28 protein-coding genes are annotated in these 26490 nt (G+C 66.9%); 14 read left to right on the top strand and 14 right to left on the bottom strand.

The window, feature by feature from the left end; translation table 11 throughout:
- Nucleotides 1-45: 45 nt before the first annotated feature.
- The gene (locus ACFPJ1_RS02485; protein ID WP_380101123.1) at nt 46-816 is read right to left on the bottom strand and encodes a FadR/GntR family transcriptional regulator; all 771 of its coding nucleotides are present in this window, start codon (nt 814-816) and stop codon (nt 46-48) included.
- Nucleotides 817-989: 173 nt separating this feature from the next.
- On the opposite strand from ACFPJ1_RS02485, the gene ACFPJ1_RS02480 reads away from it, so the two are divergent.
- The 9 genes from ACFPJ1_RS02480 (at nt 990) to ACFPJ1_RS02440 (ending at nt 11075) form a co-directional block, all read left to right on the top strand.
- Complete coding sequence (locus ACFPJ1_RS02480; protein ID WP_380101122.1) at nt 990-2501, top strand: ABC transporter substrate-binding protein; 1512 nt, start codon at nt 990-992, stop codon at nt 2499-2501.
- Nucleotides 2502-2528: 27 nt separating this feature from the next.
- Nucleotides 2529-3473 carry an ABC transporter permease gene (locus ACFPJ1_RS02475; protein WP_380101153.1) on the top strand — a complete coding sequence of 315 codons (945 nt, stop codon included), beginning with the start codon at nt 2529-2531 and terminating at the stop codon, nt 3471-3473.
- On the top strand, nt 3470-4288 hold the full coding sequence (locus ACFPJ1_RS02470) for an ABC transporter permease (protein WP_380101121.1): 819 nt from the start codon (nt 3470-3472) through the stop codon (nt 4286-4288). Before ACFPJ1_RS02475 ends, ACFPJ1_RS02470 begins: the two co-directional genes overlap by 4 nt.
- Complete coding sequence (locus ACFPJ1_RS02465; RefSeq protein ID WP_380101120.1) at nt 4285-5244, top strand: ABC transporter ATP-binding protein; 960 nt, start codon at nt 4285-4287, stop codon at nt 5242-5244. Before ACFPJ1_RS02470 ends, ACFPJ1_RS02465 begins: the two co-directional genes overlap by 4 nt.
- Nucleotides 5237-6214 (top strand): ATP-binding cassette domain-containing protein, encoded by a 978-nt coding sequence (locus ACFPJ1_RS02460; RefSeq protein WP_380101119.1) that lies wholly within the window; start codon nt 5237-5239, stop codon nt 6212-6214. Before ACFPJ1_RS02465 ends, ACFPJ1_RS02460 begins: the two co-directional genes overlap by 8 nt.
- Complete coding sequence (locus ACFPJ1_RS02455; RefSeq protein WP_380101118.1) at nt 6211-7758, top strand: aldehyde dehydrogenase family protein; 1548 nt, start codon at nt 6211-6213, stop codon at nt 7756-7758. Before ACFPJ1_RS02460 ends, ACFPJ1_RS02455 begins: the two co-directional genes overlap by 4 nt.
- Nucleotides 7759-7819: 61 nt before the next feature.
- Nucleotides 7820-8593, top strand: coding sequence for an SDR family NAD(P)-dependent oxidoreductase (locus ACFPJ1_RS02450; protein ID WP_380101117.1), 774 nt, complete (start codon nt 7820-7822; stop codon nt 8591-8593).
- Nucleotides 8594-8613: 20 nt separating this feature from the next.
- The gene (locus ACFPJ1_RS02445; RefSeq protein ID WP_380101115.1) at nt 8614-9999 is read left to right on the top strand and encodes an amidase; all 1386 of its coding nucleotides are present in this window, start codon (nt 8614-8616) and stop codon (nt 9997-9999) included.
- Nucleotides 10000-10076: 77 nt separating this feature from the next.
- A complete protein-coding gene (locus ACFPJ1_RS02440) occupies nt 10077-11075 on the top strand; it encodes an RNA polymerase subunit sigma-70 (RefSeq protein WP_380101114.1) in 999 nt (332 codons plus the stop codon).
- 49 nt (nt 11076-11124) lie between these two features.
- Here the strand turns inward: ACFPJ1_RS02440 and ACFPJ1_RS02435 are convergent, their stop codons facing one another.
- Nucleotides 11125-11760 (bottom strand): hypothetical protein, encoded by a 636-nt coding sequence (locus tag ACFPJ1_RS02435; RefSeq protein ID WP_380101113.1) that lies wholly within the window; start codon nt 11758-11760, stop codon nt 11125-11127.
- Nucleotides 11761-12058: 298 nt separating this feature from the next.
- Between ACFPJ1_RS02435 and ACFPJ1_RS02430 the strand changes: the two genes are divergently transcribed.
- Nucleotides 12059-13012: an NAD(P)H-dependent flavin oxidoreductase gene (locus ACFPJ1_RS02430; protein ID WP_380101112.1), complete on the top strand. Its 954-nt coding sequence runs from the start codon at nt 12059-12061 to the stop codon at nt 13010-13012.
- On the opposite strand, the gene ACFPJ1_RS02425 is transcribed toward ACFPJ1_RS02430, so the two are convergent.
- From ACFPJ1_RS02425 to ACFPJ1_RS02405, 5 genes are all read right to left on the bottom strand, one after another.
- On the bottom strand, nt 13013-13606 hold the full coding sequence (locus ACFPJ1_RS02425) for a L,D-transpeptidase family protein (RefSeq protein WP_380101111.1): 594 nt from the start codon (nt 13604-13606) through the stop codon (nt 13013-13015). It lies immediately after the preceding gene.
- 297 nt (nt 13607-13903) lie between these two features.
- A complete protein-coding gene (locus ACFPJ1_RS02420; protein ID WP_380101110.1) occupies nt 13904-14362 on the bottom strand; it encodes a VOC family protein in 459 nt (152 codons plus the stop codon).
- Nucleotides 14359-14871, bottom strand: coding sequence for a GNAT family N-acetyltransferase (locus ACFPJ1_RS02415; protein ID WP_380101109.1), 513 nt, complete (start codon nt 14869-14871; stop codon nt 14359-14361). The genes ACFPJ1_RS02420 and ACFPJ1_RS02415 overlap by 4 nt, the downstream gene beginning before the upstream one ends.
- A gap of 226 nt (nt 14872-15097) precedes the next feature.
- Nucleotides 15098-15502 (bottom strand): hypothetical protein, encoded by a 405-nt coding sequence (locus ACFPJ1_RS02410; RefSeq protein WP_132197404.1) that lies wholly within the window; start codon nt 15500-15502, stop codon nt 15098-15100.
- 29 nt (nt 15503-15531) lie between these two features.
- Entirely contained in the window at nt 15532-16455 is a 924-nt protein-coding gene (locus ACFPJ1_RS02405; protein ID WP_380101108.1) for an SEC-C metal-binding domain-containing protein, read from the bottom strand.
- A 146-nt stretch (nt 16456-16601) separates the two neighbouring features.
- Here ACFPJ1_RS02405 and ACFPJ1_RS02400 point away from each other — a divergent pair, with 146 nt between their 5' ends.
- A complete protein-coding gene (locus ACFPJ1_RS02400) occupies nt 16602-17489 on the top strand; it encodes a LysR family transcriptional regulator (RefSeq protein WP_380101107.1) in 888 nt (295 codons plus the stop codon).
- 28 nt (nt 17490-17517) lie between these two features.
- Here ACFPJ1_RS02400 and ACFPJ1_RS02395 read toward each other — a convergent pair whose 3' ends face one another.
- Together ACFPJ1_RS02395 and ACFPJ1_RS02390 are read right to left on the bottom strand one after the other, a co-directional pair.
- Nucleotides 17518-18213 carry a hypothetical protein gene (locus tag ACFPJ1_RS02395; protein WP_380101106.1) on the bottom strand — a complete coding sequence of 232 codons (696 nt, stop codon included), beginning with the start codon at nt 18211-18213 and terminating at the stop codon, nt 17518-17520.
- Between the two features lie 151 nt (nt 18214-18364).
- Nucleotides 18365-19057: an aldo/keto reductase gene (locus ACFPJ1_RS02390; RefSeq protein ID WP_380101105.1), complete on the bottom strand. Its 693-nt coding sequence runs from the start codon at nt 19055-19057 to the stop codon at nt 18365-18367.
- Nucleotides 19058-19145: 88 nt separating this feature from the next.
- Between ACFPJ1_RS02390 and ACFPJ1_RS02385 the strand changes: the two genes are divergently transcribed.
- Entirely contained in the window at nt 19146-20249 is a 1104-nt protein-coding gene (locus ACFPJ1_RS02385) for an alpha/beta fold hydrolase (RefSeq protein ID WP_380101104.1), read from the top strand.
- Between the two features lie 143 nt (nt 20250-20392).
- On the opposite strand, the gene ACFPJ1_RS02380 is transcribed toward ACFPJ1_RS02385, so the two are convergent.
- The 5 genes from ACFPJ1_RS02380 to ACFPJ1_RS02360 form a co-directional block, all read right to left on the bottom strand.
- Entirely contained in the window at nt 20393-20839 is a 447-nt protein-coding gene (locus ACFPJ1_RS02380; protein WP_380101103.1) for a hypothetical protein, read from the bottom strand.
- 48 nt (nt 20840-20887) lie between these two features.
- Complete coding sequence (locus tag ACFPJ1_RS02375; protein ID WP_380101102.1) at nt 20888-21214, bottom strand: hypothetical protein; 327 nt, start codon at nt 21212-21214, stop codon at nt 20888-20890.
- Nucleotides 21215-21415: 201 nt separating this feature from the next.
- Complete coding sequence (locus tag ACFPJ1_RS02370) at nt 21416-22375, bottom strand: SEC-C metal-binding domain-containing protein (protein WP_380101101.1); 960 nt, start codon at nt 22373-22375, stop codon at nt 21416-21418.
- Nucleotides 22376-22639: 264 nt separating this feature from the next.
- Complete coding sequence (locus ACFPJ1_RS02365; protein ID WP_380101100.1) at nt 22640-23146, bottom strand: hypothetical protein; 507 nt, start codon at nt 23144-23146, stop codon at nt 22640-22642.
- Between the two features lie 27 nt (nt 23147-23173).
- Nucleotides 23174-23632 carry a hypothetical protein gene (locus ACFPJ1_RS02360; RefSeq protein ID WP_380101099.1) on the bottom strand — a complete coding sequence of 153 codons (459 nt, stop codon included), beginning with the start codon at nt 23630-23632 and terminating at the stop codon, nt 23174-23176.
- A gap of 157 nt (nt 23633-23789) precedes the next feature.
- Between ACFPJ1_RS02360 and ACFPJ1_RS02355 the strand changes: the two genes are divergently transcribed.
- Both ACFPJ1_RS02355 and ACFPJ1_RS02350 read left to right on the top strand, forming a co-directional pair.
- On the top strand, nt 23790-25784 hold the full coding sequence (locus ACFPJ1_RS02355) for a sensor histidine kinase (protein WP_380101098.1): 1995 nt from the start codon (nt 23790-23792) through the stop codon (nt 25782-25784).
- Nucleotides 25781-26446: a response regulator gene (locus ACFPJ1_RS02350; RefSeq protein WP_380101097.1), complete on the top strand. Its 666-nt coding sequence runs from the start codon at nt 25781-25783 to the stop codon at nt 26444-26446. The genes ACFPJ1_RS02355 and ACFPJ1_RS02350 overlap by 4 nt, the downstream gene beginning before the upstream one ends.
- Nucleotides 26447-26490 lie beyond the last annotated feature (44 nt).

Raw genomic sequence — 26490 nt, 5'->3', positions numbered from 1 at the left:
GCCGGGCCCGCGACCGCCCGCCCGGCCGTGGCACCGGCCGGGCGGTCAGTCGTCGATCAGGGCTCGGAGGGGTTCTCGCTCAGGGGCGGGGACGTAGCTGGCGTAGTAGTCGTAGAGGTTCTGGCGGGCGATCCGGGCGGCGGCGTGACCGTCGCCGGCGCGGATCGCCTCGACCACCTCGGCGTGGTGCTGCAGTGACTCGAGCATCAGCGCGCGGCTGTTCGCGGCGTGCGTGACCTTGTCCGCGATCAACCCCAGTACGACGCCGCGCACCACCTCGTTGCAGGTCTGGATCAGCGAGTTGCGGCTGACCCGGGCGACGGCGTCGTGGAACGCCACGTCCGCCTCGCTGAACGCCTCGAAGTCCTCCTCGATCGCCTCACGCATCGCGACCAGGGTCTGCTCCATCTCGACCAGTTGCTCCGGCGTACGCAACCGCGACGCGAGCTGGATCGCCGCGCCGTCCATGATCATCCGGAACGCGATCAACTCACTCAGGGTCAGCTCGTCCACGCGCGCCAGCCGGGTCATCTGCTTGCGCAGGGGGCCGGCGGAGAACGGCAGGATCTCCGGACCGTTCGGATCGCCCGGCCGGGAACGGACGACACCGTTGCTCTCCAGCACCCGGAGCGCCTCCCGCACGGTCGACCGGCTGACCGCGAACTGGGTGACGAGTTCTCGCTCGCTGGGCAGTCGCTGGCCGGGGGCGAGATCGCCGCGGACGAGCGCTTCCTCGATCTGCTCGACGATCCGCTGGTAGGCGCGGACGGGCTGCACCGGCTGGAACCGCAGTCCCTTCGCCATCTCGGCCCCCATCGCTTGACAGTCCGTACGGTAGCGACAAACCTAGTGGCCTATTGAGACCTAGTCCACTGGTCTGACCAGCTGACTCTGGCACGGTCATCGGCGATCCGATGGCGTGGCCGCACCGGTGGACAGGCAAAATGCGGCGCATGAGGGCAACAGCCGGCGGCACCAGAGGAGTTCGTGTGAAGTCGTATCCCACCCGGGCGGTCGCGCTGCTGGCAACCGCCGGACTCCTGGTCATCACGGCCTGCTCAGCCGGCTCCAGTACGTCGTCGGGCTCGTCCCCAGGCGCCGACCAGTTGCTCTCAATCGGCCTCGTCGCCGAGCCGGCCAGCCTCGACTTCACCACCACGGACGGCGCCGCGATCCCGCAGGCGCTGCTCGGCAATGTCTACAACGGTCTCGTCAAGCAGGACGAGACCGGCAAGATCGTGCCGGACCTGGCGAAGTCGTGGACCGTGTCGCCGGACCGCAAGACCTACACCTTCACCCTGGTCGACAACGCGAAGTTCACCAACGGCGCCGCGTTCACCGCCGCCGACGCGGTCTTCAGCATCAACCAGGTGAAGACGAAGTGGACGATCTCGCTGAAGGCCGCGATGGACGTCGTCCAGAACGCGAAGGCCGACTCGCCCACCAAGCTGACGGTGACCCTGGCCAAGCCGAGCAACGACTGGCTGTTCCGGATGACCACCCGGATCGGCGCGATGTTCTCCCAGACCGGCGTCGACAAGCTCGCGACGGATCCGGTCGGCACCGGCCCGTACAAGCTCGGCTCGTGGAAGCGCGGCGACTCGATCGTGCTGCAGCGCAACGACGCCTACTGGGGAACGAAGCCGTTCTTCAACCAGGTCACGCTGAAGTACTTCAAGGACCCGACCGCGCTGAACAACGCGTTGCTGACCGGCACGATCAACGTGGTCGGCACGGTGCAGGCGCCGGAGGCCCTCAGCCAGTTCACCAGCAACGACAAGTACCAGGTGATCGAGGGCACCACGAACGGCGAGGTACTGCTCTCGTTCAACAACTCGCGCCCGGTCTTCAAGGATGTCCGGGTCCGCCAGGCGATCCGGCAGGCCATCGACCACAAGGCCTTGCTGGACACGTGTTTCGCCGGCCGCGGCAAGCTGATCGGTTCGATGGTGCCGCCGACCGACCCGTGGTACGAGGACCTGACCGGCATCGCGCCGTACGACGTCGCCAAGGCGAAGTCGTTGCTGCAGGCGGCGGGTGCCACCGGCGCCTCGCTCCGGCTCCGGCTGCCCACGTTGCCCTACGCAACCTCTTGCGGCCAGGTGGTGAAGAGCCAGCTGGAGCAGGCCGGGCTGAAGGTGACCATCGACCAGCTGGAGTTCCCGGCCGCCTGGCTGACCACCGTCTTCAAGAACGCGGACTACGACATGTCGATCATCGCGCACGTCGAACCCCGCGATCTCGGTGCCGTGTTCAACGCGAAGTACTACACCCGGTACGACGACCCCACGCTGCAGGCGCTGCTCGCCTCCGCGGACGCGGGAGACGAGGCCACCCAGGTCGCGGACATGAAGAAGGCCGCGCGGCGGTTGTCCGAGCAGGCGGCCGGCGACTGGCTCTTCCTGCTGCCGAACCTGATGGTCGCGGAGAAGGACATCACCGGGCTGCCGCAGAACGCCATCACGGAGTCCTTCGATCTGTCCCACCTCGCGCGTTCCTGACCTGCCCACCGAGAGGACCCGATGATCATCCGCCTGATCGAGCGCACCGCGGTGCTCCTGGTCAGCCTTGTGGTCAGCTCGGTGCTGGTGTTCGGGTTCATGGCGGTGCTCCCGGGTGATCCGGCGCGGGTCGCACTCGGGGTCAACGCGTCCGAGGAGGCCGTCGCCCAACTTCGCGAGCAGTTCGGGTTGGACCGGCCGCTGCCCACGCAGTACTTCGACTGGCTCGGCGGACTCCTGCGGGGCGACTTCGGGATCTCGTACGTGTCGAAGGCTGCTATCGGGCCGCAGATCTACGACCGGTTCCAGGTGACACTGTGGCTGGTGGTGGCGGGCATGATCATCGCGCTGCTGATCGCGGTTCCGGCCGGCACGGTGATGGCCGCGCGCCATCGGCACGTCTCCGGGCTGCTGTTGTCCGCCCTGTCTCAGGTCGGTGTGGCCGTGCCTGCGTTTCTGGCGGGCATCCTGCTGATCACGCTTTTCGCCGTGAAGCTGGGCTGGTTGCCCGCGAACGGGTGGACCCCACCGGCTGAGGATCCCGGGATGTTCTTGCAGCAGCTGATCCTTCCGGCGTTGGCGCTCGGCCTGGTGCAGGGCGCGGTACTGACTCGGTACGTCCGCAGTGCTGTGCTCGAGGTACTGCGGGAGGACTACTTGCGGACCGCGCGAGCGAAGGGATTGCGGCCGTTTCCTGCGCTGTGGCGACACGGCCTGCGCAACGCCGCGGTGCCGGTGGTGACCGTGCTCGGGCTGCAGCTCGCGACGCTGTTGATCGGCGCTGTTGTGGTCGAGCGGGTGTTTGTCATCCCCGGGCTCGGCAGCCTCTTGCTGGACGCTGTCTCGAACCGGGACCTGCTACTGGTGCAAGACGTCGTGATGGTGCTGGTGGTCGCGGTCCTGGTCGTCAACTTCCTCGTCGATCTCCTGTACGTCGCGCTGGATCCCCGGTTGCGGGTGAGTTCGCGATGAGGAGGCTGAACCCGAGCCTGGTGGCCGGCGGCGTGATCGTCTTGTTGATCGTGGTCACCGCCTTGGTCTCGTTCGTCTGGACCCCGTACGACGCGACGCTCGTGGATCCGGCCAGTCGGCTTCTCAAGCCGTCGTGGTCCCACTGGTTCGGGACCGACAAGTTCGGCCGGGACGTGCTGAGCCAGATCATGGTCGGCTCCCGGACGACGTTGTTCGTCGGCATCGTGGCGGTCGGGGTGGCGGCGGTGATCGGCGTACCGCTCGGGATTCTCGCGGCGATGTCGCGGAGGTGGTCCAGCGAGGTGATCATGCGGGGCAACGATCTGTTGCTGGCGTTCCCCGCGTTGCTGCTGGCAATCATGTTCGGGGCTGTCTTCGGGGCGAGCACGCTGACGGCGATGATCGCCATCGGCATCGCTTCTGTACCGAGCTTCGCGCGGGTGATTCGAAGTGGTGCGTTGCAGGTGATGCGGACGGAGTATGTGCTCGCCGCGCGGGCTGCTGGACGGCAGCCGTTTCCCATCGCGGTGCGGCATGTGCTGCCGAACGTGGCCAGCTTGATCACCGTGCAGGCTTCGGTTTCCTTTGCGATCGCAGTACTGGCGGAGGCGGCGCTGTCGTTCCTTGGGTATGGGACTCCGCCGCCGACGCCTTCGTGGGGACGGATGCTGCAGGAGAGTCAGGAGTTCCTCTTCAGCGCGCCGCGGCTGGCTGTGTTCCCGGGGCTGGCGATTGCGTTGGCCGTGCTGGGTTTCAACTTGCTGGGTGATGGATTGCGGGATCGCTTCGATCCGAAACTGGAGGATCGGCGATGAGCGTCCTGGCTGTTGAAGACCTGACGGTGACTGTGCGGGACAAGACGCTCGTGCAGGACGTGTCGCTGACGGTGGATCCGGGGGAGCGGGTCGGGTTGATCGGCGAATCCGGGTCTGGGAAGTCGCTGACTGCTCTCAGCGTGATGGGGCTGTTGCCCGAGGATGTGCACGCTTCTGGCTCCGTGCGGTTGGCCGGGGTCGAGCACGACCTGATCGGTGCTGACGAGCGGCGGTTGTCGCGTGTTCGCGGGCGGCACCTGGCGATGGTCTTCCAGGAGCCGATGACCGCTCTGAACCCGACGATGCGGGTGGGGGATCAGGTTGCCGAGGCGATGCTGATCCATGACACGGTTCCCGGTCGGCGTGCGGCCCACGCTGCGGCTGCTGAGCTGCTGGGGCGGGTGCAGTTGCCGGATGTCCTGCGTGCCTACCCGCACCAGCTTTCTGGTGGCCAGCGGCAACGAATCGTGCTGGCGCTTGCCCTGGCCAACGATCCTTCGTTGCTGATCTGCGACGAGCCCACCACGGCGCTTGACGTGACCGTGCAGGCGATGGTGCTCGACCTGATCGTGCGTGGGGTCACCGCTCGCTCGTCGGCGCTGTTGTTCATCACCCACGATCTGGCCGTGGTGGCGACCGTTTGCCAGCGCGTGCTGGTGATGTATGGCGGGCGGATCGTGGAATCGGGTCCGGTGAACGAGGTGTTCACTTCTCCGCGCCACCGGTACACGCAAGGCCTCATCGCAGCCTCCGACCTCGAATCAGCCGACCGTCGCCTGCCTACGATTCCCGGCAACGTACCGGCCGCCGGCCAGTTCCCGGACGGCTGCGTGTTCCGCACTCGTTGCGCCCACGCGACCGACATCTGCGCAACGGCCCCTCCGTGGAGTGGCACGGCTGCTCGCGGTTTCGCCTGCCACCACCCCGCCCCAGCCCTGGAGCCAGCCGATGCCTGACCCCACGGCCAACCACCGACCCAGCGACAACGCGCGACCGTCGGACAACGCGCGACCGTCGGACAACGCGCGACCGTCGGACAACCGCCAGCCGTCGGGTGCTGGGCCTTTGGCTGCCGATCCCGCGATCCGGGTGGTCGACGTCGTGCGCGACTACCCGCGACCTCGTACGTCGCTGCTGCGGTCGGCTCCCGTCGTACATGCATTGCGCGGGGTGAGCCTCGAAGTACAGGCGGGTGAACGCTTCGGCATCGTCGGAGAATCCGGCTGCGGCAAGTCCACCCTGCTCCGCATCATCGCCGCCCTGGACCGCGCGACCTCCGGCCAAGTCGTTGTCGAAGGCACCGACATCACCCACCTCCCGGAACGTCGGCTCCGCTTCCTTCGCGAGAACCTGCAACTCGTCTTCCAGGACCCGATGAGCTCGCTCGACCCGCGCATGCGAGTCCGCGACATCATCGCCGAACCCCTTGTGGTGCAAGGACATCCGGCCTCGGGAGAGCGCGTTCGCGAGTTGCTGGAAGCCGTTGGCCTGTCCTCCGATGCCGGCGACCGCTACCCGCACCAGTTCTCCGGCGGCCAACGTCAACGCATCTCCATCGCCCGCGCCCTGGCTCCGCGTCCACGCATCCTCATCGCCGACGAACCGGTGAGCGCTCTCGACGTCTCCGTCCGCGCGCAGGTCCTCAACCTGATCTCGGACCTGGTCGACGAACTCAACCTCACCCTGATCTTCGTCTCCCACGACCTCTCCGTGATCAAGCACGTCTGCGACCGAGTAGCCGTCATGAACGCCGGCGAGATCGTCGAAACCGGCCCGACCGGCGACGTCTATGCCGCGCCGGCCCACCCGTACACGCGGCGCCTCGTCTCGTCCATCCCAACCCTGCCCCGTGCCCTCGCCGGCGCCACCACCGCGGACCTGCTGTCAGGCGCCCCGTCCGACCCGCCGAAGGGAGCCCTCGCATGACGGACCAGCAACCCTCGACGACACCCGGACCCACCGATCAGTCCAAGCTCCCGTTTCCCACCGGTCTTCCGATCGGCTCCGAGTGGGTAGCGGCACCGTCAACAGCTCCCGTGCACTTCCCGTACGACGGGTCTGTAGTTGCTGAGGCACCTGTCGGGGACGTCGACCTGGCCCGGGAGGCCCTCGAGAGCGCGCTCTCTGTGCGTTCCGAGGTCGGGCGCCTGCCTTCGCATGTCCGCAGGTCAGCCCTCCAGGGAGCGCTCTCCACTCTCCGCGACCAGCGCGACGCGTTCGTCGATCTCTTGGTACTGGAGACTGGCAAGCCGCTCGTCGATTGCCGCGTCGAGGTCGAACGGACTCTTCTCACGCTGGAGACCGCAGCGGAAGAAGTCGCCCGCCTCCACGGCGAGACAGTCCCGCTGGATCTACTCCCGAGCGGCGACGGCCTGATGGGCTTCTGGGTCCGCAAACCGATCGGGGTAGCCGTCGGCATCGCCGGCTTCAACTACCCGCTCCTGCTCGCATCCCACAAGATCGCCCCGGCCCTCGCCGCCGGCTGCCCCATCATCGTCAAGCCCGCCCCGCAAACTCCACTCGCGACGCTCTGGCTCGTCCACCTGGTCCGCGAGGCACTTGCTGCCGCCGGCGGGCCAGCATCGGCCGTGCAACTGGTCACCGGGGGAGTAGGCGTCGGCTCCACCCTCACCACCGACCCACGAATCGGCGCAGTCTCCTTCACCGGATCAGCCGCCGTCGGCCACCAGATCGCCCGCGATGCCGCGCCCACGAAGGTGCTCCTGGAGCTCGGCTCAAACTCAGCACTAGTCGTCGCCGCCGACGCAGACATCCCAGCCGCCGCGGACGCCGTAGTACGAGGCGGCTACTACGCCTCCGGCCAAGCCTGCATCAGCGTCCAGCGAGTAATAGTCGTCGAATCCGTCCGCGCAGCCTTCGTCGCCGAACTAACCCCGCGCCTGGATCAGGTAGTCGTCGGCGACCCCCGCGATCCGGCAACCCGAGTCTCAGCTCTCATCGACGACCGCTCCACCCACCGCGTCCACACCTGGATAGACGAAGCCATAACCGCAGGCGCTACCCTCGCCCACCCGACCACCCCCTCACCCGACGCCACGCCTGCCGACGTCTCACCCGCTGACGCCTCGACCAGGCCAACGATCGTCGGGCCGACGGTGTTGTTGGACCTTCCCTATGGGCAGTTGGCGTGGGACGAGGAGATCTTCGGGCCGGTGATCGCGATCCGCTCCGTGCCCGACATCGCCACCGCATTCCGCACGGTGAACGCCTCCCGCTACGGCCTCCACGCCAGCGTCTTCACGTCCTCTCTCGAGACCGCCTTCGACGCGATCGACCAGCTCGATGTCGGGGGAGTGGTGATCAACGAGGTACCCGGGTTCCGCTCGGACGTGATGCCGTACGGCGGCGTGAAGGACTCGGGCACGGGTCGCGAAGGACCCCGCTTCGCCATCGAGGAACTCACCACCACCCGGATGGCGATCATCCGCCCGACACCCAAGCGCCCGTGATCATGCGCCCCTCGAACACATCGACGTCAGCCGCGCGGGCACGGGGAACGAGGAGGCACTGATGGAGCGGGATTACTCGAAGTTGTTCCGGCTCGACGGCAAGCACGCGGTCGTCGTCGGCGCCGGCAGCGGGATCGGACGCGAGTCAGCCCTGGCCTTGGCGGCACAGGGAGCCCGCGTGACCTGCGCGGACCTGGATCTCGCCGCGGCCGAGGAAACTGTCTCGCGTGGCGAACACCTTACGGCGTACAGAGTTGATGTTCTCGATGGAGACGCGATCGTACGGGCGGCCACCGAGCTGCAGGATGTCGACGTCCTGGTGTTCACGGCAGCGACCAACGTACGGAAGCGGATCCTCGACTACACCGGCGAGGAGTTCGATCGGGTTGTCGCGCTCAACCTGAGGGCGTCGTTCGACCTGATCCGCGCGTTCGGGGGACCGATGGCGGAGCGGAGGAGCGGCAGCATCATGGGCTTCAGCTCGATCCGCGCCACCACCGTCGAGCCCGGCCAATCGGTGTACGCGGCAACCAAAGCCGGCCTCGTCCAGCTCCTGCGAACTGCCGCCGCCGAGCTCGGCCCCAGCGGAGTACGGGTCAATGCCATCGCTCCCGGTGTTGTCGAGACCCCGCTCACCGCGCAGATCAAGGCGAACCAGGCCTGGTACGACGCCTACGCGCAGAAGGGGGCTCTCGGCCGTTGGGCAACGCCCGACGAACTGGCCGGCGCAGTGGTCTACCTCGCGTCGGACGCCTCCTCGTTCGTCACCGGAAGTGTCCTGCACGTCGACGGAGGCTGGACCGCCGTAGACGGCCGCTTCGACCCCCCGAACTAATCGACCGTCTGGAGCCGCGGATGACTGAGAACCTCGCCGATCTGACTGCCACGGATCTGCTGGCCCATTACCGGGACGGCTCGCTCTCGCCGGTCGAGGTGACCGAGGCCGTGCTCGCCCGAGTGGAGTCGCTCGAGCCTAAACTCTGTGCGCTCTACGCCCTCGATCCCATGGCAGCTCGCGAGGCCGCTCGCGAATCCGAGCGCCGCTGGCTCCGCAACGACCCGGCCGGCCCGCTGGACGGCGTACCGATCACTATCAAGGAAAACATCGCGACCCGCGGCACCCCAGTACCGCAAGGCACCGCCGCGACCGAGCTCATCCCAGCAGCCGAAGACGCTCCCGCAGCAGCCCGCCTCCGCGCGGCCGGCGCCGTCATCTTCAGCAAGACCACGATGCCCGAGTACGGCATGCTCTCGTCGGGCGTCTCCACCTTCCACCACCTGTCGCGCAACCCTTGGGACACGACCCGTACGCCAGGCGGCTCAAGCGCAGGCGCTGCCGCAGCCGCCGCAGCGGGGTACGGGCCCATCCACATCGGCACCGACATCGGCGGCTCCATCCGTCTCCCCGCCGGCTGGTGCGGCGTAGTCGGCCTCAAACCAACCCACGGCCGAGTAGCAGTCGGCAACCCCTACCCAGGCAGAGCAATCGGCCCCCTCGCCCGTACCGCGGCCGACGCCGCGCTCGCCTTGACCGTCATGACCGGCCCCGACCGCCGTGACCCCACCTCGCTCCCGCGCATCGCAGACACCTACACAGAGCCTGGCCCGGTCGAAGGCATCCGCATCGGCCTGCTTCTGGACGCAGGCCTCGGCCTACCAGTGGACCCCGAAGTCACCGCCGCCGTCTCCTCCGCGGCCGCCCTCCTGGAAAAGGCCGGCGCAATCGTCGAACCGATCGCCCCGATCATCACCCGCGAGATGCTGGACGGCCTCGATCGCTTCTGGCGGGTCCGGTCGGCGTACGACATCAACGCCCTCCCCGAAGACCGCCGAGCCAAGGTCCTCCCCGAGATCCGCCGCTGGGTCTCCACCGCCACCGACCTGACCGCGTTCGACGTCTTCCACGGCCACACCCAGATGACCGCCATGGCCACCGCGGTCAACGCCGCCTTCGCGTCCTACGACTTCCTGATCTCCCCAGTCGCCCCCATCAACGCCTTCCCCGCAGAACTCGCCTACCCCACAGACGACCCCCTGAGGCCCTTCGAACACATCGCCTTCACTGTCCCGTACAACATGTCCACCCACCCCGCCGCCACCGTCAACTGCGGCTGGTTCTCCGACGGCCTCCCCATCGGCCTCCAAATAGCCGCCCCCCGCTTCGAGGACATGGCGACCCTCCGCCTCGCAACCACCATCGACTCCCTGCAACGGGACCACCGCGACTGGCCTACCGGCTGAGGCAGTCGCACCACGTCGTCGTACTGTCGTAGATTCGGACCAGGCTCTGAATCGAGGAATCAGCAGAAGCAGTAGCCATGGCAGACCACGGCAGTGACGACCTCCGCGCCGATTCGCTCCGGCGGGACTTGCTCGCGCACTGTTACCGCATGCTCGGTTCGGTGCGCAACGCCGAGACGGTGTCCAGGGACGTCTTCCGACGCGCAGACTTCCACGGTCTGATCGGACCAACCTCTCCGCAGACGTCGCTGTATCGGCTCGCGACCCAGGCCTGTTTCGCTGAAGTCGCCCGCGTCGGCCGGCGCCCACTGCCGACGGGTCTCGCCGGACCGAGCGGTGACCCGGAGGGCAGGCTCGCCCAGCGGCCCGAGGTGCTGTGGCTCGAGCCCGTGCCCGATGCGCTGGTCGGCGGCGGCCGCGAGACCGTCGGGCTGGAAGTCATCGCCGCCTTGCAGTACCTGCCGCCGCAGCATCGGGCCGCGCTGATCCTGCGCGACCTCGAGGGATGGCCGGCGGCCGAGGTCGCCGAAGTACTCGAAGCCCGCCCACTAGCGGTCGATGAACTCCTGGCAGAAGCGAGGGTGCTCTTCGATCCCGGACCGGCCGGCGTCGTCGATCACACCCAACCTGATCAGCTTGTGCTGCTCGACCGCTACGCCCAGGCGTTCGAGCAGTACGACGTACCGGCGATCGTCGAGTTCTTCGCGGATGATGCTGTCTGGGAGATGCCGCCGTTCACCTCGTGGTTCCGGGGCGCCAAGAACATCGGCCGGCTGATCTCCACGCACTGCCCGGCGAAGGGCCCGGGCGACCAAGTCCTCGTGCCGATCAAGGCGAACGGCCAGCCAGCCTTCGCGGTCTACATGCGCGACCCGGTCGACAACACGCACCGCGCATTCCAGATCCAGGTCCTGACACTCACCGCGGCAGGCATCATCCACGCCGTCGCCTTCTTCGACCTGAGCCTGTTCGACGCCTTCGCCCTCCCAGACCTCCTGGCCGGTCTACCGGAATCCGTCGGCGGTCAGCGCCCGCGTTTCCACATCGAGCGCAGCCGGCACAACCACAACGACTGACCAGCCGGACGCATGCGCAGTTGCGCCTTGTACTCCGTGGGTAGTACGGCTAGCTGGCGGCCGCGTCGAGACGGGCGACGGCCTTCCTCGCCAACTTCTCGAGCGTGGCACCGTCCAGTGGCTGCAAGCCGGTCACCATCAGAGCGATCCCGTTGTTGCCCTTCGCGATGTAGATGACGTCCACCACGAGGTTGATGCCGTCGCTCTTCGCCTTGAGCCGCAGAGCGAGCGTGCGGTCACCGACGTTCGGGAACGACAGCCCGCTGGCCTGGAAGGTAGCCGAGCTCCCGTCGGCCGACGTACTGGTGAACTTCGGGCACTGCCGGAACGCGGCGGTGAGCTTGCTCAGTACGGGCACCTGCGACCGCGGCCACGAGCTGACCGTGTGGTCCAGTTGCGGGCCGAGGTCGCTGGGGCTGAACGTGGCCTCGGCTTCAGCGAGCGGCTTGCCCTGCTGGTCCACGGCGTCGAGAACGGCCGAGCAACGCTTCGGCGTCACCGTGGGGTCCTCGTCGTCGTCGGCCTCCGGCTTGCTCTGCGTCCAGCCTGTCGGCATGTCGTCCAGGGTCAGCAGCGCGCTCTTCGCCTGCGCTGCCGTCAGGGTGGAGCTCTTCTCAGCCGGCGGAGCAACCGGAGTCTCGACAGGCGCCTTCGCCACGGTCGAGGTACTGGCTTCATCAGCCACGGGCAAGGTGTCCGCCCGCTCGGGTTGACCCCCACAGCCGATCAGAGTCAGTGAACAGACGACAGCCAGCGACACCCAACGCATGAATTTCCCCCCGGCGGAACCCAGTCCGCAACGACACTCAGTGATCACCACATCGTTCAGCGGGCCCTCGGCGTTACAACAAGTAACCGACGTCACTGTGCGCGCAGCCCTCGACAGAGCCGTCCAGAAGGTCGACCAGCTCGCTTCGGGTCTTGCCTGTCGGCGGCCTCAGTTCTGTGATGAGAGGTGACGGATCGGGAATGGGGGAGTGACCATGCGAACAGGGGTCTGTGAGCTGTTGGGGATCGAGGTGCCGATCGTGCTGGCGCCGTTCGGGCCATGGGACCAGGTCGAGCTTGCGGCCGCGGTCTGCGAGGCGGGCGGACTGGGAAGCGTCGGGACCGCCGTGCTGCCGTTGGCGCAACTGGAGGCTCAGTGGCAGCGGTTGCGATCGCTGACCGATGCGCCGTTCGCGATCAACCACACCGGTCGGCCCTTCAACGAGGAGACATTCGCAGCGACCCTTGAGGCCGCTCCCAAGGCGATCTCCTTCCACATGGGGGTGCCGGCGGAGTTGATCAAGCGTGCTCATGATCGCGGGATCCTGTGGCTCCAGACCGTCGGTGATCTCGTCTCGGCGGAGGCTGCTCTTGCCGCAGGCGCCGACGTACTGGTTGCGCAAGGCACAGAAGCCGGCGGGAATTCGGGCTGGATCTCCACGCTGGTGTTGGTTCCGGCGATCGTAGACCTGGCCGGCGAAGTACCGGTGCTCGCAGCTGGTGGTATCGCCGATGGCCGGGGACTCGCTGCCGCTCTGGCACTCGGCGCGCAAGGCGCCTGGATCGGTACTCGGTTCCTCGCCACCACCGAGATGGCCGCCTCCGCTGGGTGGAAGGACCGGCTCGTGTCGTCCCACGCGCTCGATGCCGTGAAGGTCCCGCACAGTGAGGTGGCGATGCCGCCGTTCACTCTGCCGCAGCTCGGCGTACCGATGGCGCCTCGCGCGCTGCGCACCGACTTCATCGACCGGCTCGAGCACGATCCAGCCTCGGTGGACGACGCCGAGCGATCACGCTTGCTCGAGTTGATCCGGAGCGGTCGTGGTGAGGAGGCCCTACCGTTTGCGGGTCAGTCGGTGGAACTGATCCACGACATCGTCCCGGCTGGTGTCCTGGTCGACCGGATCGTGGCCGAGGCGGATCGGATCCTGGCGAGCCTGGCTCCGTGATCAGTACTCGCCGTAGACGCTGACCTTGGTGCCGATGGGGGTTTCGGCGAAGATGTGGTGGATCTGAGGGCGCATGACCCGTACGCAGCGGTGGCTGGCGGGGTACGTCTTGATCAGGGTGTTGACGCGGGAGCCGTGCAGGGCGATGCCCGGGCGGTCCTTGAGGAAGTAGATCGAGTCGTACATGTACGCGTCGTCGTACAGGCTGCTCTCGTGCGCGCCGGCCCACTTGCGCCAGACCTTGCCGGTGCGGTTCGGGGTGTCGTACCCGGGGCCGCCGGTGGAGACCCAGACGATCCGGCGGTACGTCTTGCCGACCACCTGGTACAGCACCTGGCAGGTCTTGTTGACGTAGATGCCGGGCTCCTTGTTCGCGGCCGGGCGCCTTGTTGCCTTGAGCACCGATCGGACGTCGGCCGAGGTGAGACCGCCGCGGCTGATCGGGAGACCGTTGGTCTCGCGCCAGGCGCAGAGGGCCTGCTTCGCGCGCTTGGTGATCTCGCCGTCGACGTCGCCGACCGGGTAGCCGAGGGCATCGAGCTTGGCTTCAACCTGCTTCGCGTACGCCGCGGGCGGTCTGGGCTTGGGCTTCACGGTCGGCTTGGGGGTCGGCTTGGGGGTCGGCTTGACCGTCGGGGTGCTGCTCGGAGTGGTGCTGGGTGACGTGCTTGTTTGCGTAGCGGATGGCGTCGAAGAACTGGAGGGGGATGTCGTCCCGGGATCGGCCGCGACGTCAGTGCAACCGGCGAGGACCAGGGCAAGCAGAAGTGCACCAGCAACGAGACCACGTCGTCTGGACATAGTTTCCCCTCCCTCTTCACTTCAGCGTCGCAGAATGGTGGCCTGACGCCCGGAAGACCCGCCGTACGCCGCTGCCGCCCGCCGAGGCTATTACTCCACAGGGTTCTCCGAGCCCGGCTTCTCCACTCCCGACACCGAACCGTTGTCATCCGTTGCGTACAGCCCCTTCGACAAGTCGAGCAGCACCAGCTTGTTGCCGAACGCATCGGCCACCACCGTGCAACGCCCGACCGGGATATCGAACGGCTCGGTGATGACACGCCCACCCGCCTCGACGAACGCACGGGCAGCCCCGTCGGCAGCTTCGACAAGCCAGCTGGGCGCATAGTCGAGTCCGGTCGCCAGCACGATCTCGGTATCAGCATCAGGCACCTTGAGCCCCGCTTGTCCGATCTCGTCATTCCGCCAGAGGAGCTGATGGCCGAGCTGGTCCCGATAGAACGCGAGACCGCTCTCCAGGTCCGGCACGCGAACCGTCACCGCATCGACCTTCCGCAGCAGGGGTCTCAGGCCCGGCGGGGAAGTGGGCTCGTTTGCCTGGTCGGTCATACCGGCGGATCCGTCCGCAGCCGGCTGTACAGATACCCATCCCGATACTCACCGGCCCTGAACTCGCACGCGCGAATCACGCCTTCAAGCTGGAACCCAGCCTTCTCCAACGACCTCTGCTCAGCCTTGTTCTCCGGATGCCTAGCCGCCTGGATCCGTTGCACCGGCGTATGGAGGAACAAATACTCGGTCAGCATCTTCTGCGCCCGCCACCCGATCCCACGCCCCCGGAACTCGGGCAACAAGGAGATCCCGATCTCCCAGTACGTCGTGATCTCGTCGAACGACCCCGCCGTCCACATGACAAACCCAGCAGCCTTCCCACCCTCGTCGACCATCAACTTCCCGTGGTCGTCCGCCAGGAACCCGTCCTCCTCAAAGTCCCGCGCCGCCTTCTGCGCATCCCTGAACCCACCCCAGTCCAGCCCGATCAACCCCGGCTCAACAGCCAACCGCCTGAACATCCCCAAGTCGTCCTCAACCACCGGCCGCAACCTCAACTCGTCCACCACCACATCCCTTCCGCCAATCCCCAGACCCGTCCGACAGTACGACGCCCCACCCCCAACCCCGGTTCATCCAAGGGGCGAGTCATTGGCGGCGGTGAGGGCAGGCCGCTTCGCCCGCTCCGCGGTCCGGAGCGGCGGGCGAGTAGCCGGTCAACTGAAACGAGCCGGTACGCCGAGCCGCGTTGGCTCGGCGTACCGGCTCGTTCGTCCTGTCCGGGCGGCTGCGTCAGAGACCGAGGTCGCGGAGGAACTCGGGCTTGTAGGCCTGCATCACCACATAGTTCCTGTCCGGGGTCTCGACGCCTTCATAGCTGGGCTCGGGAGCGTCCTCGTCCTCGGGAACGCTCGGGTCCGTCCACTCCTGCTTCGCGTGGCTCCACCGTGACAGTTTGTAATCGGCGGTCAGGTGATCGTCCGTGACGACCTCACGCACCGTCTTCTCGGCCTCGCGAGCGTCTTCCTCGGTGTTCGCGTAGATCAGCAACCGCGAACCGTCCCGAGTCACCGTCACCTGGCCCCCGAGCCGCTTCTTCGCGTCCTCATCCACACCCAGCGCCCGCAACCGCTCCCAAAACGACAACCCGTGCTCAGAGTCGTTCAGCTCAACCTCAACGCGGTACTCGTCAGCCATAAATCACACCTTACCGACCCGCTGCTCCTTTACCCGCGCAACCCTCGACTGGATGAGGGTGATGGTGGCGGCCCGTTTGCCCCGCAGCACTTCTTGTACTTGGTCTGCGAACCGCACCAGCACGGCTGGTTCCGCCCTGGTGGCCACTCGACGGCCGTGCCTTGGTCGTACCGGCTGACGATGGTCCGAAGATCGTCGATGTGCTTGGCGTTGTCAGCCAGCTCCACGAGGCACGTCCACTCAGCACCTTCCAGCCGAGTCGCAACGACTCGGCCTCCCTCATAGGCTCGAAGTACATGTTCGACCTTCGGGTAGTAGGCGGCTGGTCGCTCCAGCGGGACATCGGTTCCCAAAGGCCTGCCCGGCGATTCGAGCAGCTCGCGATCCCAGAAATGAAGTTGCCCGTCAACAACCTTGGGTTCATTGATGAGCGTGAGTAGCCTCAACTGCTTCTGCCGCGTTTCAACGTAACCGGACTTGGCCAGCAGATCTGTATCGGTGAGGCGGATCCCGGCTTCCCATCTCAGCCTGCGACAGGTTGCGGCCAGATGTAGGAGACGGGACGCCCTTGCAGGGATGCCGGCATCCTCGCGTGTAACGCATTCGATGGCCAGCATGCACAAGTAGAGAGCAACTTCCGGGTCGTGCTGCTCGACCATCTCGACTGCGCGCAGCCACGACTTGCTGAAGATTCGCCACGGCTCCAACACCGCATCCAGTTGGGCATAGGCGTCGTCATCCTCGTATTCGTCGAACAGATGCTCGGCGTAGTCGAGGCGGGCCGAGTCGGCGTACTCGCCACCCTTGAACACAAGCTCCTTCCAAATCGCCACCGCCCGGTCCAAGTCGCCGTTCCGGAGATGGTCCTGGGCGGCGTCCAACAAGACCGCACATCGATCGAGCGGCGCCTTGGTCCGGTAAGTGCGGATCTCATCCGCGATCGGGCGTTCCATGCCAGAGAAAGTAAGCAGTCCAGGCGCCACCGAGCGGCCCTTCTTGCATCCTGTGGATAACCCCGGCCGAACACCCTCGCTCATCGCTAACAGTGACATCTGGGACCGAAGAATCGTCAGAGTTCGATCACCTATACTTCTGAGTCATGGAACTGAGGCATCTTGAGCACTTCGTCGCCGTCGCAGAGCAGAAGCACTTCACACGAGCGGCAGAGGCGATGTCGATCTCGCAGTCCGGCCTCTCCGCCTCGATCCGCGCGCTCGAACGTGAGCTCCACGCATCCCTCTTCGTACGCAACACCCGCAGCGTCGAACTCACCGAGGCCGGCCGCGCCCTCCTCTGCGAAGGCCGCCGTACACTCGCGGCCGCCGAGGCCGCGAAGGATGCCGTCGCCGCAGTACAGGGCTTGCTACGCGGCCACCTGACCGTTGGTTTGGAGCAGTGCCTGGGGGTTGTGGATGTACCCGCACTCCTGGCGAAGTTCCGTTCGGCGTACCCGGGAGTCGAAATCGAGGTACGCCAAGGCGGCTCAACCCCCATGCTCGACGAACTGGCCTCCGGCCGCCTGGACATCGCCTTCGTGGCAACCGCCGGTCACCCGATCGAGGGCCTGGACCTCCGCCCGCTGTCGACCGAGTCCATGGTCATGGTCTGTTCCGCCGAACACCGCCTGGCCAACGCGCCCGAGGTCACCCTGCAGAACCTGGCGGGGGAGGCCTTCGTCGACTTCGACCCGACCTGGGGCGCCCGCGCCATCTCCGACCACGCCTTCGCCACCGCCGGCGTCGCTCACCCCGTCACCATCGAGGTCAACGACGTCCACACTCTCCTCGCCCTCGTGAGCCACAACCTAGGCGTCGCCCTGGTCCCCGAACGCATCGCCGCCAAACGAGGCGACCACATCACCGTTCCCCTCGTCCCCAACTCCGCCGACTCGTGGCAGGTATCGGTAGCCATCCCCACCGGCTCCGCCGCGTCCCTAGCCGCCGACGCCCTAATCGGCATGCTCCCGACGACACTGTCCGTCAGCTAGCCAACCGCGCTCTGGTCGCCGCGGTCGGCTAGTCGGGCCAGGCGCCGAAGCGCGCGCTTGGTTCGCCGCGGTCGGTGAGGAGCCAGGCTTCGATGCGGGCGCCGCGAAGGCTATGGTCGATCTCGCTCAGGAGGGCGCCATATCGGGTAGCGTCCGGGAGCGCGATGACGATGCGCGAATCCTGATCGGCGCCTCTCATCCGCATCGCCCTGAGCAACGCAGTTGCCAGCCAATGTGATGCCTGCAGCGTCGATGGCGTGGGCTTGGGCTCGCCGGCTTTGGGGCCGCGGCCGTATGTCGAACCTGGGTACCCCTTCACCTCGACCATGAGCCGCACACCGTCGCGATCGGCGATGACATCGGTTCCTTGTTCCTGTGCCTCGGTGTCCGCGACTCGAAGGATCCGCCAGTTGTCCCGGACGAGCCAGCCCACGAGGGCGCCCTGAACCGCAACTTCGTGAGGCCAAGGATGAGCGGTCGGATTGCTCCGTACGGTGGTCGGCGGGGGAGCTGACTGGCTGGACACGGCACCACCGGACCGCACCAGACGGTTGACGATCGTGCCGCTCGCTGAGTCCCTGACGAGCAGCCCTTCGGTCGCCAACTGCCGACAACGCTGGTTGACCTGCTGGTGCAGCTTGCCGAGTCTCTCGGCCAGCTCGGCGTCCGTCATGCCTTCGGTGTGGCCCTCCAGGACCTGAATAACCTCGTCACGGAGCCTCATCTGACCGCCACCTTGCACTAGCCGCGTCTATCCGTACTCCGATTATGCGTCGCTGGTGGATCGCCGACGATCAGTCGGTATCACCACGAATCGCCCGTACGCCGATCGATCGGCGTACGGGCGATTTGCTGAAATACTCACACCATCGGCGTCACCAGGCGTAGTCCTCAGGGGCCGTCTTGTAGCCCGGGAAGATCTCGTCGAGGCGGGCGAGCGCCTTGTCGTCGAGCTTGACGTCGACGGCGCGTACTGCGGACTCGAGCTGCTCCATCGTGCGGGGGCCGACGATCGGGCCGGTCACCGCGGGCTGGTGCAGCAACCACGCGAGCGCGACATCGCCCGGCGCGTGCCCGAGATCGTCCGCGAACGCCTCGTACTGCTCGATCTGCGGCCGCAGCTTCTCCACAGTCTCCTTGGCGCGACCCTCGAGCCGGCGAACGCCCTCGTTCTCCTTGCGGAGCACACCGCCAAGCAGACCACCCTGGAGCGGCGACCAGGGGATGACGCCGAGGCCGTACTCCTGGGCTGCCGGCAGTACCTCGCGCTCGACGTCGCGGACGATCAGGTTGTAGATCGACTGCTCGCTGACGAGCCCGGTGTAGTTGCGCTTCTCCGCAGTCGCCTGGGCCTGGGCGATGTGCCACCCGGCGAAGTTGCTGCTCCCGGCGTACAGGATCTTGCCCTGCTGTACGGCGACCTCCATCGCCTGCCAGATCTCGTCCCACGGGGTGGCCCGGTCGACGTGGTGGAACTGGTACAGATCGATGTAGTCCGTCTGCAACCGCTTCAGACTCGCGTCAAGTGCCCGGCGGATAGTCCAAACCTCCCAACCTCCCTCTCGCACCCTGAGATGTCCAACAGGAGAATCCACTCAGTTCGATCACACGTACTTCTGAGTCCAGAATCCAGAGCGCGCTTGCAGCGATGGCCGAATGAGAGGACGGCGGGAGATAGACGATCCGGACATCGTGATCGAACGCCTCCACCATCAGCGGAAACCCGGCCGTGTCAGTCAACAGGCCCAAGGTGACCTGCTTCCAGCTCGGCCGCTATGCCGAGGAAGAGGCTCGGAGACGACGCGACGACCTGCTAGGCGCTACGACGGCCGGACCAGCGGTAAATGTCGGCGTTCGGCAGCAGGTAGCCGCTACCGTGCCTCCATGTTGGATGCTCACGAGCGATTTGTGGCCTCCGGGCCGCTGCGGATTTGGACTGACCGGGTCGGGGATCCTGGGCTTCCCGCTGTTTTGATGGTTATGGGGTCGGCTGCTCAGGGGGTCCTTTGCCCTGATGCGCTGGTTGGCCGGCTTGTGGAGCGTGGGGTTCAGGTGATCCGGTTCGATCATCGAGATACCGGTCGGTCCAGCGTTGTCGACTTCGATGCTCACCCGTACACGATCGGGGACATGGCTCGCGACTGCCTGGCCGTGCTGGACGGTTATGGATTGGGATCCGCCCATGTGGCTGGGACTTCCCTGGGCGGCATGATCGCGCAGTGGCTGGGTGTGCACGCGCCGGACCGGGTCCGGTCTTTGACGCTGATGTCCAGCTCGCCGATGGGTCATGATCCGAGTCCGGCGTGGGCACGGGCGCGGGCGGGGGAGCCGGCCGACCCGGATGATCTGCCGCCACCGTCGCCGGCGTTTCTCGCGCACCTGGCCGCCGGGCTGCCGCCGGGCGTGGAGTCCGACGTGGCCTTGTTCCGGGTCTTCAACGGGCCGGTTCGGCCGTTCGACGAGCCGGCCACCCGGGCGATGCTGGAGCTGGCGCTGTCGCGGGCTACCGACCCGGCGGCCGCGGCCAACCACGGCCGGGCCGTGTGGATGGACGCCCCTGACCTGCTCGCCCCGCTGTCGTCGATCACCGCGCCGACCTCGATCGTGCACGGCGATCAGGATCCGGTCTATCCGCTCGGTCACGGGGAGGCCCTGGCGGCCGCGATTCCGGGCGCGGTACTGCACGTCGTGCCCGGGATGGGCCATGTCATGACGTCACCCGGCCTGCCCGAGGAGGTCGCCGACCTGATCCGGCTGTGACCCTCCTTGCGGGGCGGCGCCGCGCCGATGAAACAGCCGATCTGCGCGATGTGACGGTGGTCGCGGATGCCGGGATGGCTCGCCGGCAACGAATCCATCCGGCATCGTTTCGAGTGCCCTCCAGCCGGACGTTGGCCAGAGGTTCAGAGGCTCTTGATCCTCAGTCCCGCCGCCGCACACGCACGCTGGAGATGACCGACCGCGCAGAACGGCCGTCCGGCCAGTTCCCACGCCGCGATCTGAGGTGGCTCACCGGGTAGCGAGAGCACGCCGACATAGCCGCCCGAGTTGTCCACTAGTTCAGGCCACGGCCGCCCGTGCTCGCCCATGACGTCATCCTGCATTTGATAGGCCGCGTACCAACACGCTTGTTCCGTCCCACCCTCCAGGTGCAGCGGAAACTCGTGCCCACCGCGAACGGCGACCACGCTCTCCGGGCCGCGCGAAACATCGACGCCAGACCATTGCGTATCGATCCGGAACTCGATCGTCAGGCCCGTCTCGGCGAAGTCAGCTGAGATGCGCTCGGCAACAAACTGGGTTGCCAAAGCGATCCTCTCCTCTGTCCACGTCTCCACGAGCATGATCACACCAGTCTGCACTTGATGAAGAACTTCTGAACAACGCCGCCGTTGGCATCATACGAGGTCGTCGCTGTGTTCGCGCACGACCGCGACGCTGGGAAGTCCGGCGCCCATGGCAAGCGAAGGAAGACCGTCATCGTCGATCCAGTTCGCCGGCCGGTTCTCGATGGTCAATCCGTTGCTCCACTGCCGGGTGATCCAGCAACCGATGAGTTGCTTCTCCAGGGTGGTGGTGCCGCGATCCCGCCGTGGGGTTGCACCATTGTGTACCAGAGATACGGCCTTGGACCGTGGGATCCCCAGCGTGCGGGCGATCTGTTTGGGTGTGCTGCCGGCGGCCCGCAGTGCCTGCACGCGCGATTTCAGATCGTCACTGTTCACCACGACATCCTCATGCGGGATCCGAAGTAGGTCAAAGAGCCTGGCCGTGGACTCGCGGCAGAAGTTATGGTGATGCTCGCGTCGCCTCCGGGGCATGATAGTGGCTGGCCCGGGACTATCGAGTCTGGCGAGCGGTCGTCCCCGCCGTGCCGGCAAGCTTCTCCAGCAGGTACCGCGTTGCCGGCTTTCCGGCATTGTGACTCAGTGGGTCGGAGCGCCGCAGCATTTCTTGTACTTCGTACCCGAGCCGCACCAACAGGGCTTGTTCCGCGGTGGCGGCCACTGGAGGTAATGACCCTCGCTGTAGCGGGCGTCGAGATAGTCCCGCCGTGCGGCCGACGAGTCCAACGGACGGTCGCCGCCTGCGTCGAGGTACACGGCGAAGCTTTCGACGCTGCAGGGCACGGCATCGATCCGGCGGGCTCCCTCGCTCGCCATGGCGTCCAGCTTGACCTCGAGGTCTCGGTAGTACTGCGACTGGCTCACATCCTGGTCGATCGCGTCGGGCCAACGCTCGCGCGCCTGGTCGAACTCAGACCGTGGCCAGAACAAGAGCCGGACCTCGGTCGGCGCCCCGCGGCGGGCATGCATCGTGTCCACGGCGTCCTCGGTGGACAAGAACCGCCGACGGACGAGTTCCAGGAGCCCCTCCTCAGCTGGCACCAGTTGATCGGTCTCGTCGGGGGGCAAGCCCATCGCCGTCCGCACTTCACGGCGGCGTCGCACCAACATGCCTGGCACTGACACCCAGCCGGCGTCGTCGCCGAGGGTTGCCATCTCGTCGGTCGTGAATCGCTCGGTCGCCATCGTGTACCAGACCAGCGCTTCGGCCAGCTCGCCACGTTCTTCGAGCAATTCCGCCGCGAGCTGCCATCCGCCGCCGGCCGTCCGACGTGTCGCCATCAGAGCCGCCAATTCGGCGCGGGCACTCTCGTCCTCACCTATGCCGAACAGGTACTCCGCAAGCTCGACTCGCGCGTAATCCTCGTCCTCGCCACCTTCGGCGATCAGGTCGCGCCAGATGACGACCGCCCGGTCCGGCTCGCCTGCCTCGAGGCAAGCGGCGGCGATCTCGAGCAGGATCTCGCCGCGCTGATCGGGGTACTCGTCGAGTTCAGCCTCCAACTCCCGGAGATGCGCCCGTGTGTCGTCAGTAGCCATTGCAAGTTGGTCCGCCACAGGACGACAGTAGTCAGCCATCCGAGCGAATCGAGTGAGCAGTACGGGCGTTTCGGCTTCTGGCTCAGCGTCAAAGTGAGCACGCTGTCCTAGCCGCCCGCTGGGTCCGTTGGCTGGGACTGTGCCGTGGCCGACCCACGTCCCAAGTTCGACGCTGACGGATCGCCTCCGACTGCCCCCCAGGAAGACGATCCGGTTGTTCAGCATCGCGTGCTAATCCGTAGTGTTGCCACGGCCCAACGGTTCTTATTCGCAAGTGAAGGTGTCTCGGGACACCACGACGACACCGTTGGCGTTCATGGTGAACTTGCCGGATAGCCGGAGGCTGAGGGTCGAACCGTCGGTACCTCCGAGGGTGCTGCGCAGCCGGTACTGCGACACGCGCGAGGTGTCGCCCTCCTCGGTAAAGGAGGTCACTACCGCGTTCACCTTCTCGCGGTATGTGCCCGAGTACGTCGGTAGTCCGGCGGCGTCCGGGATCAGTTCGACCAGGCCGTTGATGACGCCGTTGACGTGGAACTCTCCCTCGGCCTGGCCACCGGGCGCGGTGACCAATCGGTACCCGCCGGACCGGACCTCGTGGAACGTCCCCGCCCAGGAGACGCATGGACCGTCGCCAGGCGCGAAGTGTTCGTATGCGTTGTAGTCCTCGATGAGGAACGCGTGTTCGGCCCCGCCCGCCGCGGACGCGGGGCCGGCAGCGACCCCGACGAGGGCGAAGGCGCCGAGCATGGTGGCCAGCTTGTGCTTCATGACATGACTCCTCTGATGACGATCTGTTCAGCCGAGTACGCAGGTGACGGCGGCCGCGATGAAGGCGATCGCGCCGAGGATGAGTGCGGTCAGGGTTGCGGCGGAGAACGAGCCGACCCGGCGGCGGTGCTCGACGGCGAGTACGACAGCGACCGCACCGAACACCTGCGGCCAGCCCGACCAGAAGGCGACGAACGTGGCCGCCGATGCGATGGCGAGGCCGAGTGCCGTCGAGGACAGCCGCCTTGGCGAGCCCGCACGGGCACGGAGTCCGAGCCAGATGGCAATGAGGCTCGCCGCGAGCACCAACCCGACGTACAGGGCGATTTCCCACACGCTGGTTGCCGGTCCTGTGTCCGAGTCGGTGTTGAGGTCGAATACGTCTCCGGCAATCATCGTGAGGCCGAAGGTGACTGCGCCGGTCGCCGCGGCGATCACCGGGTTGAGCACATCGAATCGGTTCGACGTTGTGGTGGCGGTGCTCATGGTTGCCCCCTCTGGGTTGGAATTGAGGCTTCGAGAGCACCACGGTTTGCCGCCAGGACGGATCCGTCACGGGACGGGGTCCGACCGGGAGGCCCTCCCGTACACCCCGGGACTTCTGTCCCGGGACAGCCGGCCCGATCGGGCGCACACTTTGGGCATGGGAGCGGTGCGTGACGACGACCGAGTACGCCGGATCGGCGGCTGGTCGCTCGCTGCGCTCACCCTGGGCCTCTTCGCGACGATCCCGTTCTCACTAGCGGGCGGTGTCATGTCCCGTCCCGGGATTGTCTCCTCGGGCCCTTCATGGTGGAACGGTCTGATCGTCGCCGGCTTCGCTCTCTCGGGTGCCGCACTGATCCAGTTGCGGCCACGGAACTGGATTGGCTGGCTCCTGGTCGCCTCAGGTTTGCTCCAGGTGACCAACGTGGCGGTCGACGCGTACGCCACACGCGCGCTCACCGACCCCGACCACTCCCTGCCGCTCGGCCTTGCGGCGGCGTGGCTCGCATCGTGGACCTGGATCCCGTCGCTGCTCTTGCCGGTGATCGTGCTCCCGCCGCTGTACCCAACCGGCCGACCGGCGTCCGCCTTCTGGTCGTGGCACGTGCGGGTGGCGCTCCTTGGCATCGGGCTGATCGTGCTGGCGGCCGCGACCAGCCCCGGTGGCGTTGACGACACCGTGCGCGGAACCCGGCTGCCGTGGGACGCCCCGACCTGGTGGGTGTGGGTAGTCGGGCTGTCGGCGGCCGCCCTCCTGATTTCCACCGCGGCAGTCACCGTGATCGGGACCCTGCTCCGAGCGATCCGGGCTAAGACCCCGGAGCGGCAGCAGTTGTTGTGGCTGCTCAGCGTGGTCGCGGCGATGTTGGCCACGGTGTTCACGGAGTACGGCGCACTGTTCGCAATCGCCTACGGACTGGTTCCCGTCGCGGTGGCGATCGGTGTACTGCGCTATCGGTTGCTTGGCATCGAGGTAGTGCTTCGTCGCACCCTGCTGTACGTCCCCATGACGCTGCTGGTCGCTCTCGTCATCGGCGGGCTCACGACTGCGTTCGCCCGGCTCGTACCCGAGGGCCCGTTGCCGCTGCTGGCCGCGTCAGCAGTGGTGGCGGTGCTGGTGGTGCCCGTCGCCGGGCGGTTGCGGACGCTCGTCGATCGGCTGGTCCTTGGGGAGCGTGCCGATCCACTCGCCCTGGTGGACCGGGTCGGTGCCGGGCTCGAGGTCGAGCACGATGACCCGGTCGCCTCGATGCTTGAGGCAGTCGCTTCAGCCGCCGGTACGTCGTACGCCATCGTCCGGGACATCCACGGTGGGGTGGTCGCCAAGGTGGGTGAGGCGGCAGGCGCAACGCTCGATCTCCCGCTGCGCCACAGGGGAGTGCAGCTCGGCACGTTGACGATCGGGCCGCGCCGCGGTGCAACTGGGGTCACCGAGCAGGATGCGCGGCTCGTGACGGCTCTCGCGCCGCACCTGGCTGTCGTCGTTGGGGCGGCACGGCTCGCCGAGGAGCTCGCACGCGAACGAACGCGGGTCACCACAGCCACCCTCGTGGAACGGGACCGTCTCCGCAGGGACCTGCACGACGGGCTCGGTCCCTCGCTCGCCGGCATCGCGCTGGGTCTGCAGGCCGCAAGCGCCGCACATCGCATCGATCCCGATGCTGTACCCGCGCTGCTCGAGCGAACACATGCCGAGGCCGAGGTGGCGGTCCGCGAGATCCGCCGGGTCCTCGACGGGCTGCGGCCGACATCGCTCGACCTGCACGGGCTCGAAGGTGCAGTGCGAGACACCGCGTCGTCGCTCGGCATGGGTCATCCCGGCGGCCCGGCGTTCGATCTCACCACGGATGCGTTGCCTTTGTTGCGGCCTCAGGTCGAGGAGGCGGCGTTCCGGATCGTGGCGGAGTCCCTGACGAATGTCGCGCGACACTCGGCTGCGGTCCACTGCGCCGTACGGCTCAATCAAGCGAACGGAGATCTTCGTGTCCGGGTGTTGGATGACGGTAGAGGACTGAGTCCTGGCGCCGGTTCGGGACATGGCCTCGACTCGATGCGCCGGCGTGCCGCCGATGTCGGAGGCAGCCTCCTCGTGGAGGCCGCGAACCCGCACGGGACGCTTGTGACCGCAGTACTGCCGCTGGAGCTGTCATGACGATCCGCGTGGTGCTGGCCGACGACCACCCGATGTACCGCTATGGGCTGACCGCGATCCTCGAGCAGGCCGAGGCGATCGACGTGATCGCCAGCGTGGGGGACGGGGCGGCGTTGGTGAGTGCGGTGGGGGAGTTCTCGCCGGACGTCGTGCTCACCGACCTGTCCATGCCTCGCTTCGACGGTGTCGCGGCGATCACGCAACTGCTCGAGACGCAGCCCGAGCTGCCGATTCTCGTGCTCACCATGCACGAAGACGACGAGCACGTCTTCGCGGCGCTCCGCGCGGGCGCCCGCGGCTACCTCGTCAAGGGCTCCGATGGGGAGGAGATCGTCCGCGCTGTCCATTCGGTCGCCTCGGGTGAGGCGGTGTACGGCGGTGCCGTCGCCCGGCGGATCGTCGCGTTCTACTCCGGCCATCAGATCGAGTCGCCCACGGCTCGGGCCTTCCCGGACCTGACTCCTCGCGAGCGCGAGGTGCTGGAGTTGTTGGCCGCCGGCTGCCGCAACCACGAAATCGCCCGCCGCCTGGGCATGTCCGAGAAGACCGTCCGCAACCACGTCTCCCAGGTCCTCACCAAACTCCAGGTCCCCGACCGCACGGCCGCCGCCCTCAAGGCAAAGGAATCCGGCATCGGCAATCCTCCAGCCGGCTTTCGCTAACGCGCACCGCCCGTTCTACGTGACGTCGTACAGGCTGCGCGATG

This window comes from Kribbella qitaiheensis (assembly GCF_042657745.1).
GTDB lineage: Bacteria > Actinomycetota > Actinomycetes > Propionibacteriales > Kribbellaceae > Kribbella > Kribbella qitaiheensis.
This window is presented reverse-complemented; position numbering and strand designations above follow the sequence as displayed.

Bases quoted from the DNA above. Each gene is read 5' to 3' on its own strand.
- ACFPJ1_RS02365 (WP_380101100.1), bottom strand. From the start codon at position 23,146: ATGAAGCACAAGCTGGCCACCATGCTCGGCGCCTTCGCCCTCGTCGGG.
- ACFPJ1_RS02395 (WP_380101106.1), bottom strand. From the start codon at position 18,213: ATGAGGCTCCGTGACGAGGTTATTCAGGTCCTGGAGGGCCACACCGAA.
- ACFPJ1_RS02445 (WP_380101115.1), top strand. From the start codon at position 8,614: ATGACTGAGAACCTCGCCGATCTGACTGCCACGGATCTGCTGGCCCAT.
- ACFPJ1_RS02465 (WP_380101120.1), top strand. From the start codon at position 4,285: ATGAGCGTCCTGGCTGTTGAAGACCTGACGGTGACTGTGCGGGACAAG.
- ACFPJ1_RS02405 (WP_380101108.1), bottom strand. From the start codon at position 16,455: ATGGAACGCCCGATCGCGGATGAGATCCGCACTTACCGGACCAAGGCG.
- ACFPJ1_RS02420 (WP_380101110.1), bottom strand. From the start codon at position 14,362: ATGACCGACCAGGCAAACGAGCCCACTTCCCCGCCGGGCCTGAGACCC.
- ACFPJ1_RS02450 (WP_380101117.1), top strand. From the start codon at position 7,820: ATGGAGCGGGATTACTCGAAGTTGTTCCGGCTCGACGGCAAGCACGCG.
- ACFPJ1_RS02430 (WP_380101112.1), top strand. From the start codon at position 12,059: ATGCGAACAGGGGTCTGTGAGCTGTTGGGGATCGAGGTGCCGATCGTG.
- ACFPJ1_RS02355 (WP_380101098.1), top strand. From the start codon at position 23,790: ATGGGAGCGGTGCGTGACGACGACCGAGTACGCCGGATCGGCGGCTGG.
- ACFPJ1_RS02460 (WP_380101119.1), top strand. From the start codon at position 5,237: ATGCCTGACCCCACGGCCAACCACCGACCCAGCGACAACGCGCGACCG.
- ACFPJ1_RS02370 (WP_380101101.1), bottom strand. From the start codon at position 22,375: ATGGCTACTGACGACACACGGGCGCATCTCCGGGAGTTGGAGGCTGAA.
- ACFPJ1_RS02400 (WP_380101107.1), top strand. From the start codon at position 16,602: ATGGAACTGAGGCATCTTGAGCACTTCGTCGCCGTCGCAGAGCAGAAG.
- ACFPJ1_RS02360 (WP_380101099.1), bottom strand. From the start codon at position 23,632: ATGAGCACCGCCACCACAACGTCGAACCGATTCGATGTGCTCAACCCG.
- ACFPJ1_RS02410 (WP_132197404.1), bottom strand. From the start codon at position 15,502: ATGGCTGACGAGTACCGCGTTGAGGTTGAGCTGAACGACTCTGAGCAC.
- ACFPJ1_RS02485 (WP_380101123.1), bottom strand. From the start codon at position 816: ATGGGGGCCGAGATGGCGAAGGGACTGCGGTTCCAGCCGGTGCAGCCC.
- ACFPJ1_RS02385 (WP_380101104.1), top strand. From the start codon at position 19,146: ATGAGAGGACGGCGGGAGATAGACGATCCGGACATCGTGATCGAACGC.
- ACFPJ1_RS02470 (WP_380101121.1), top strand. From the start codon at position 3,470: ATGAGGAGGCTGAACCCGAGCCTGGTGGCCGGCGGCGTGATCGTCTTG.
- ACFPJ1_RS02350 (WP_380101097.1), top strand. From the start codon at position 25,781: ATGACGATCCGCGTGGTGCTGGCCGACGACCACCCGATGTACCGCTAT.
- ACFPJ1_RS02455 (WP_380101118.1), top strand. From the start codon at position 6,211: ATGACGGACCAGCAACCCTCGACGACACCCGGACCCACCGATCAGTCC.
- ACFPJ1_RS02440 (WP_380101114.1), top strand. From the start codon at position 10,077: ATGGCAGACCACGGCAGTGACGACCTCCGCGCCGATTCGCTCCGGCGG.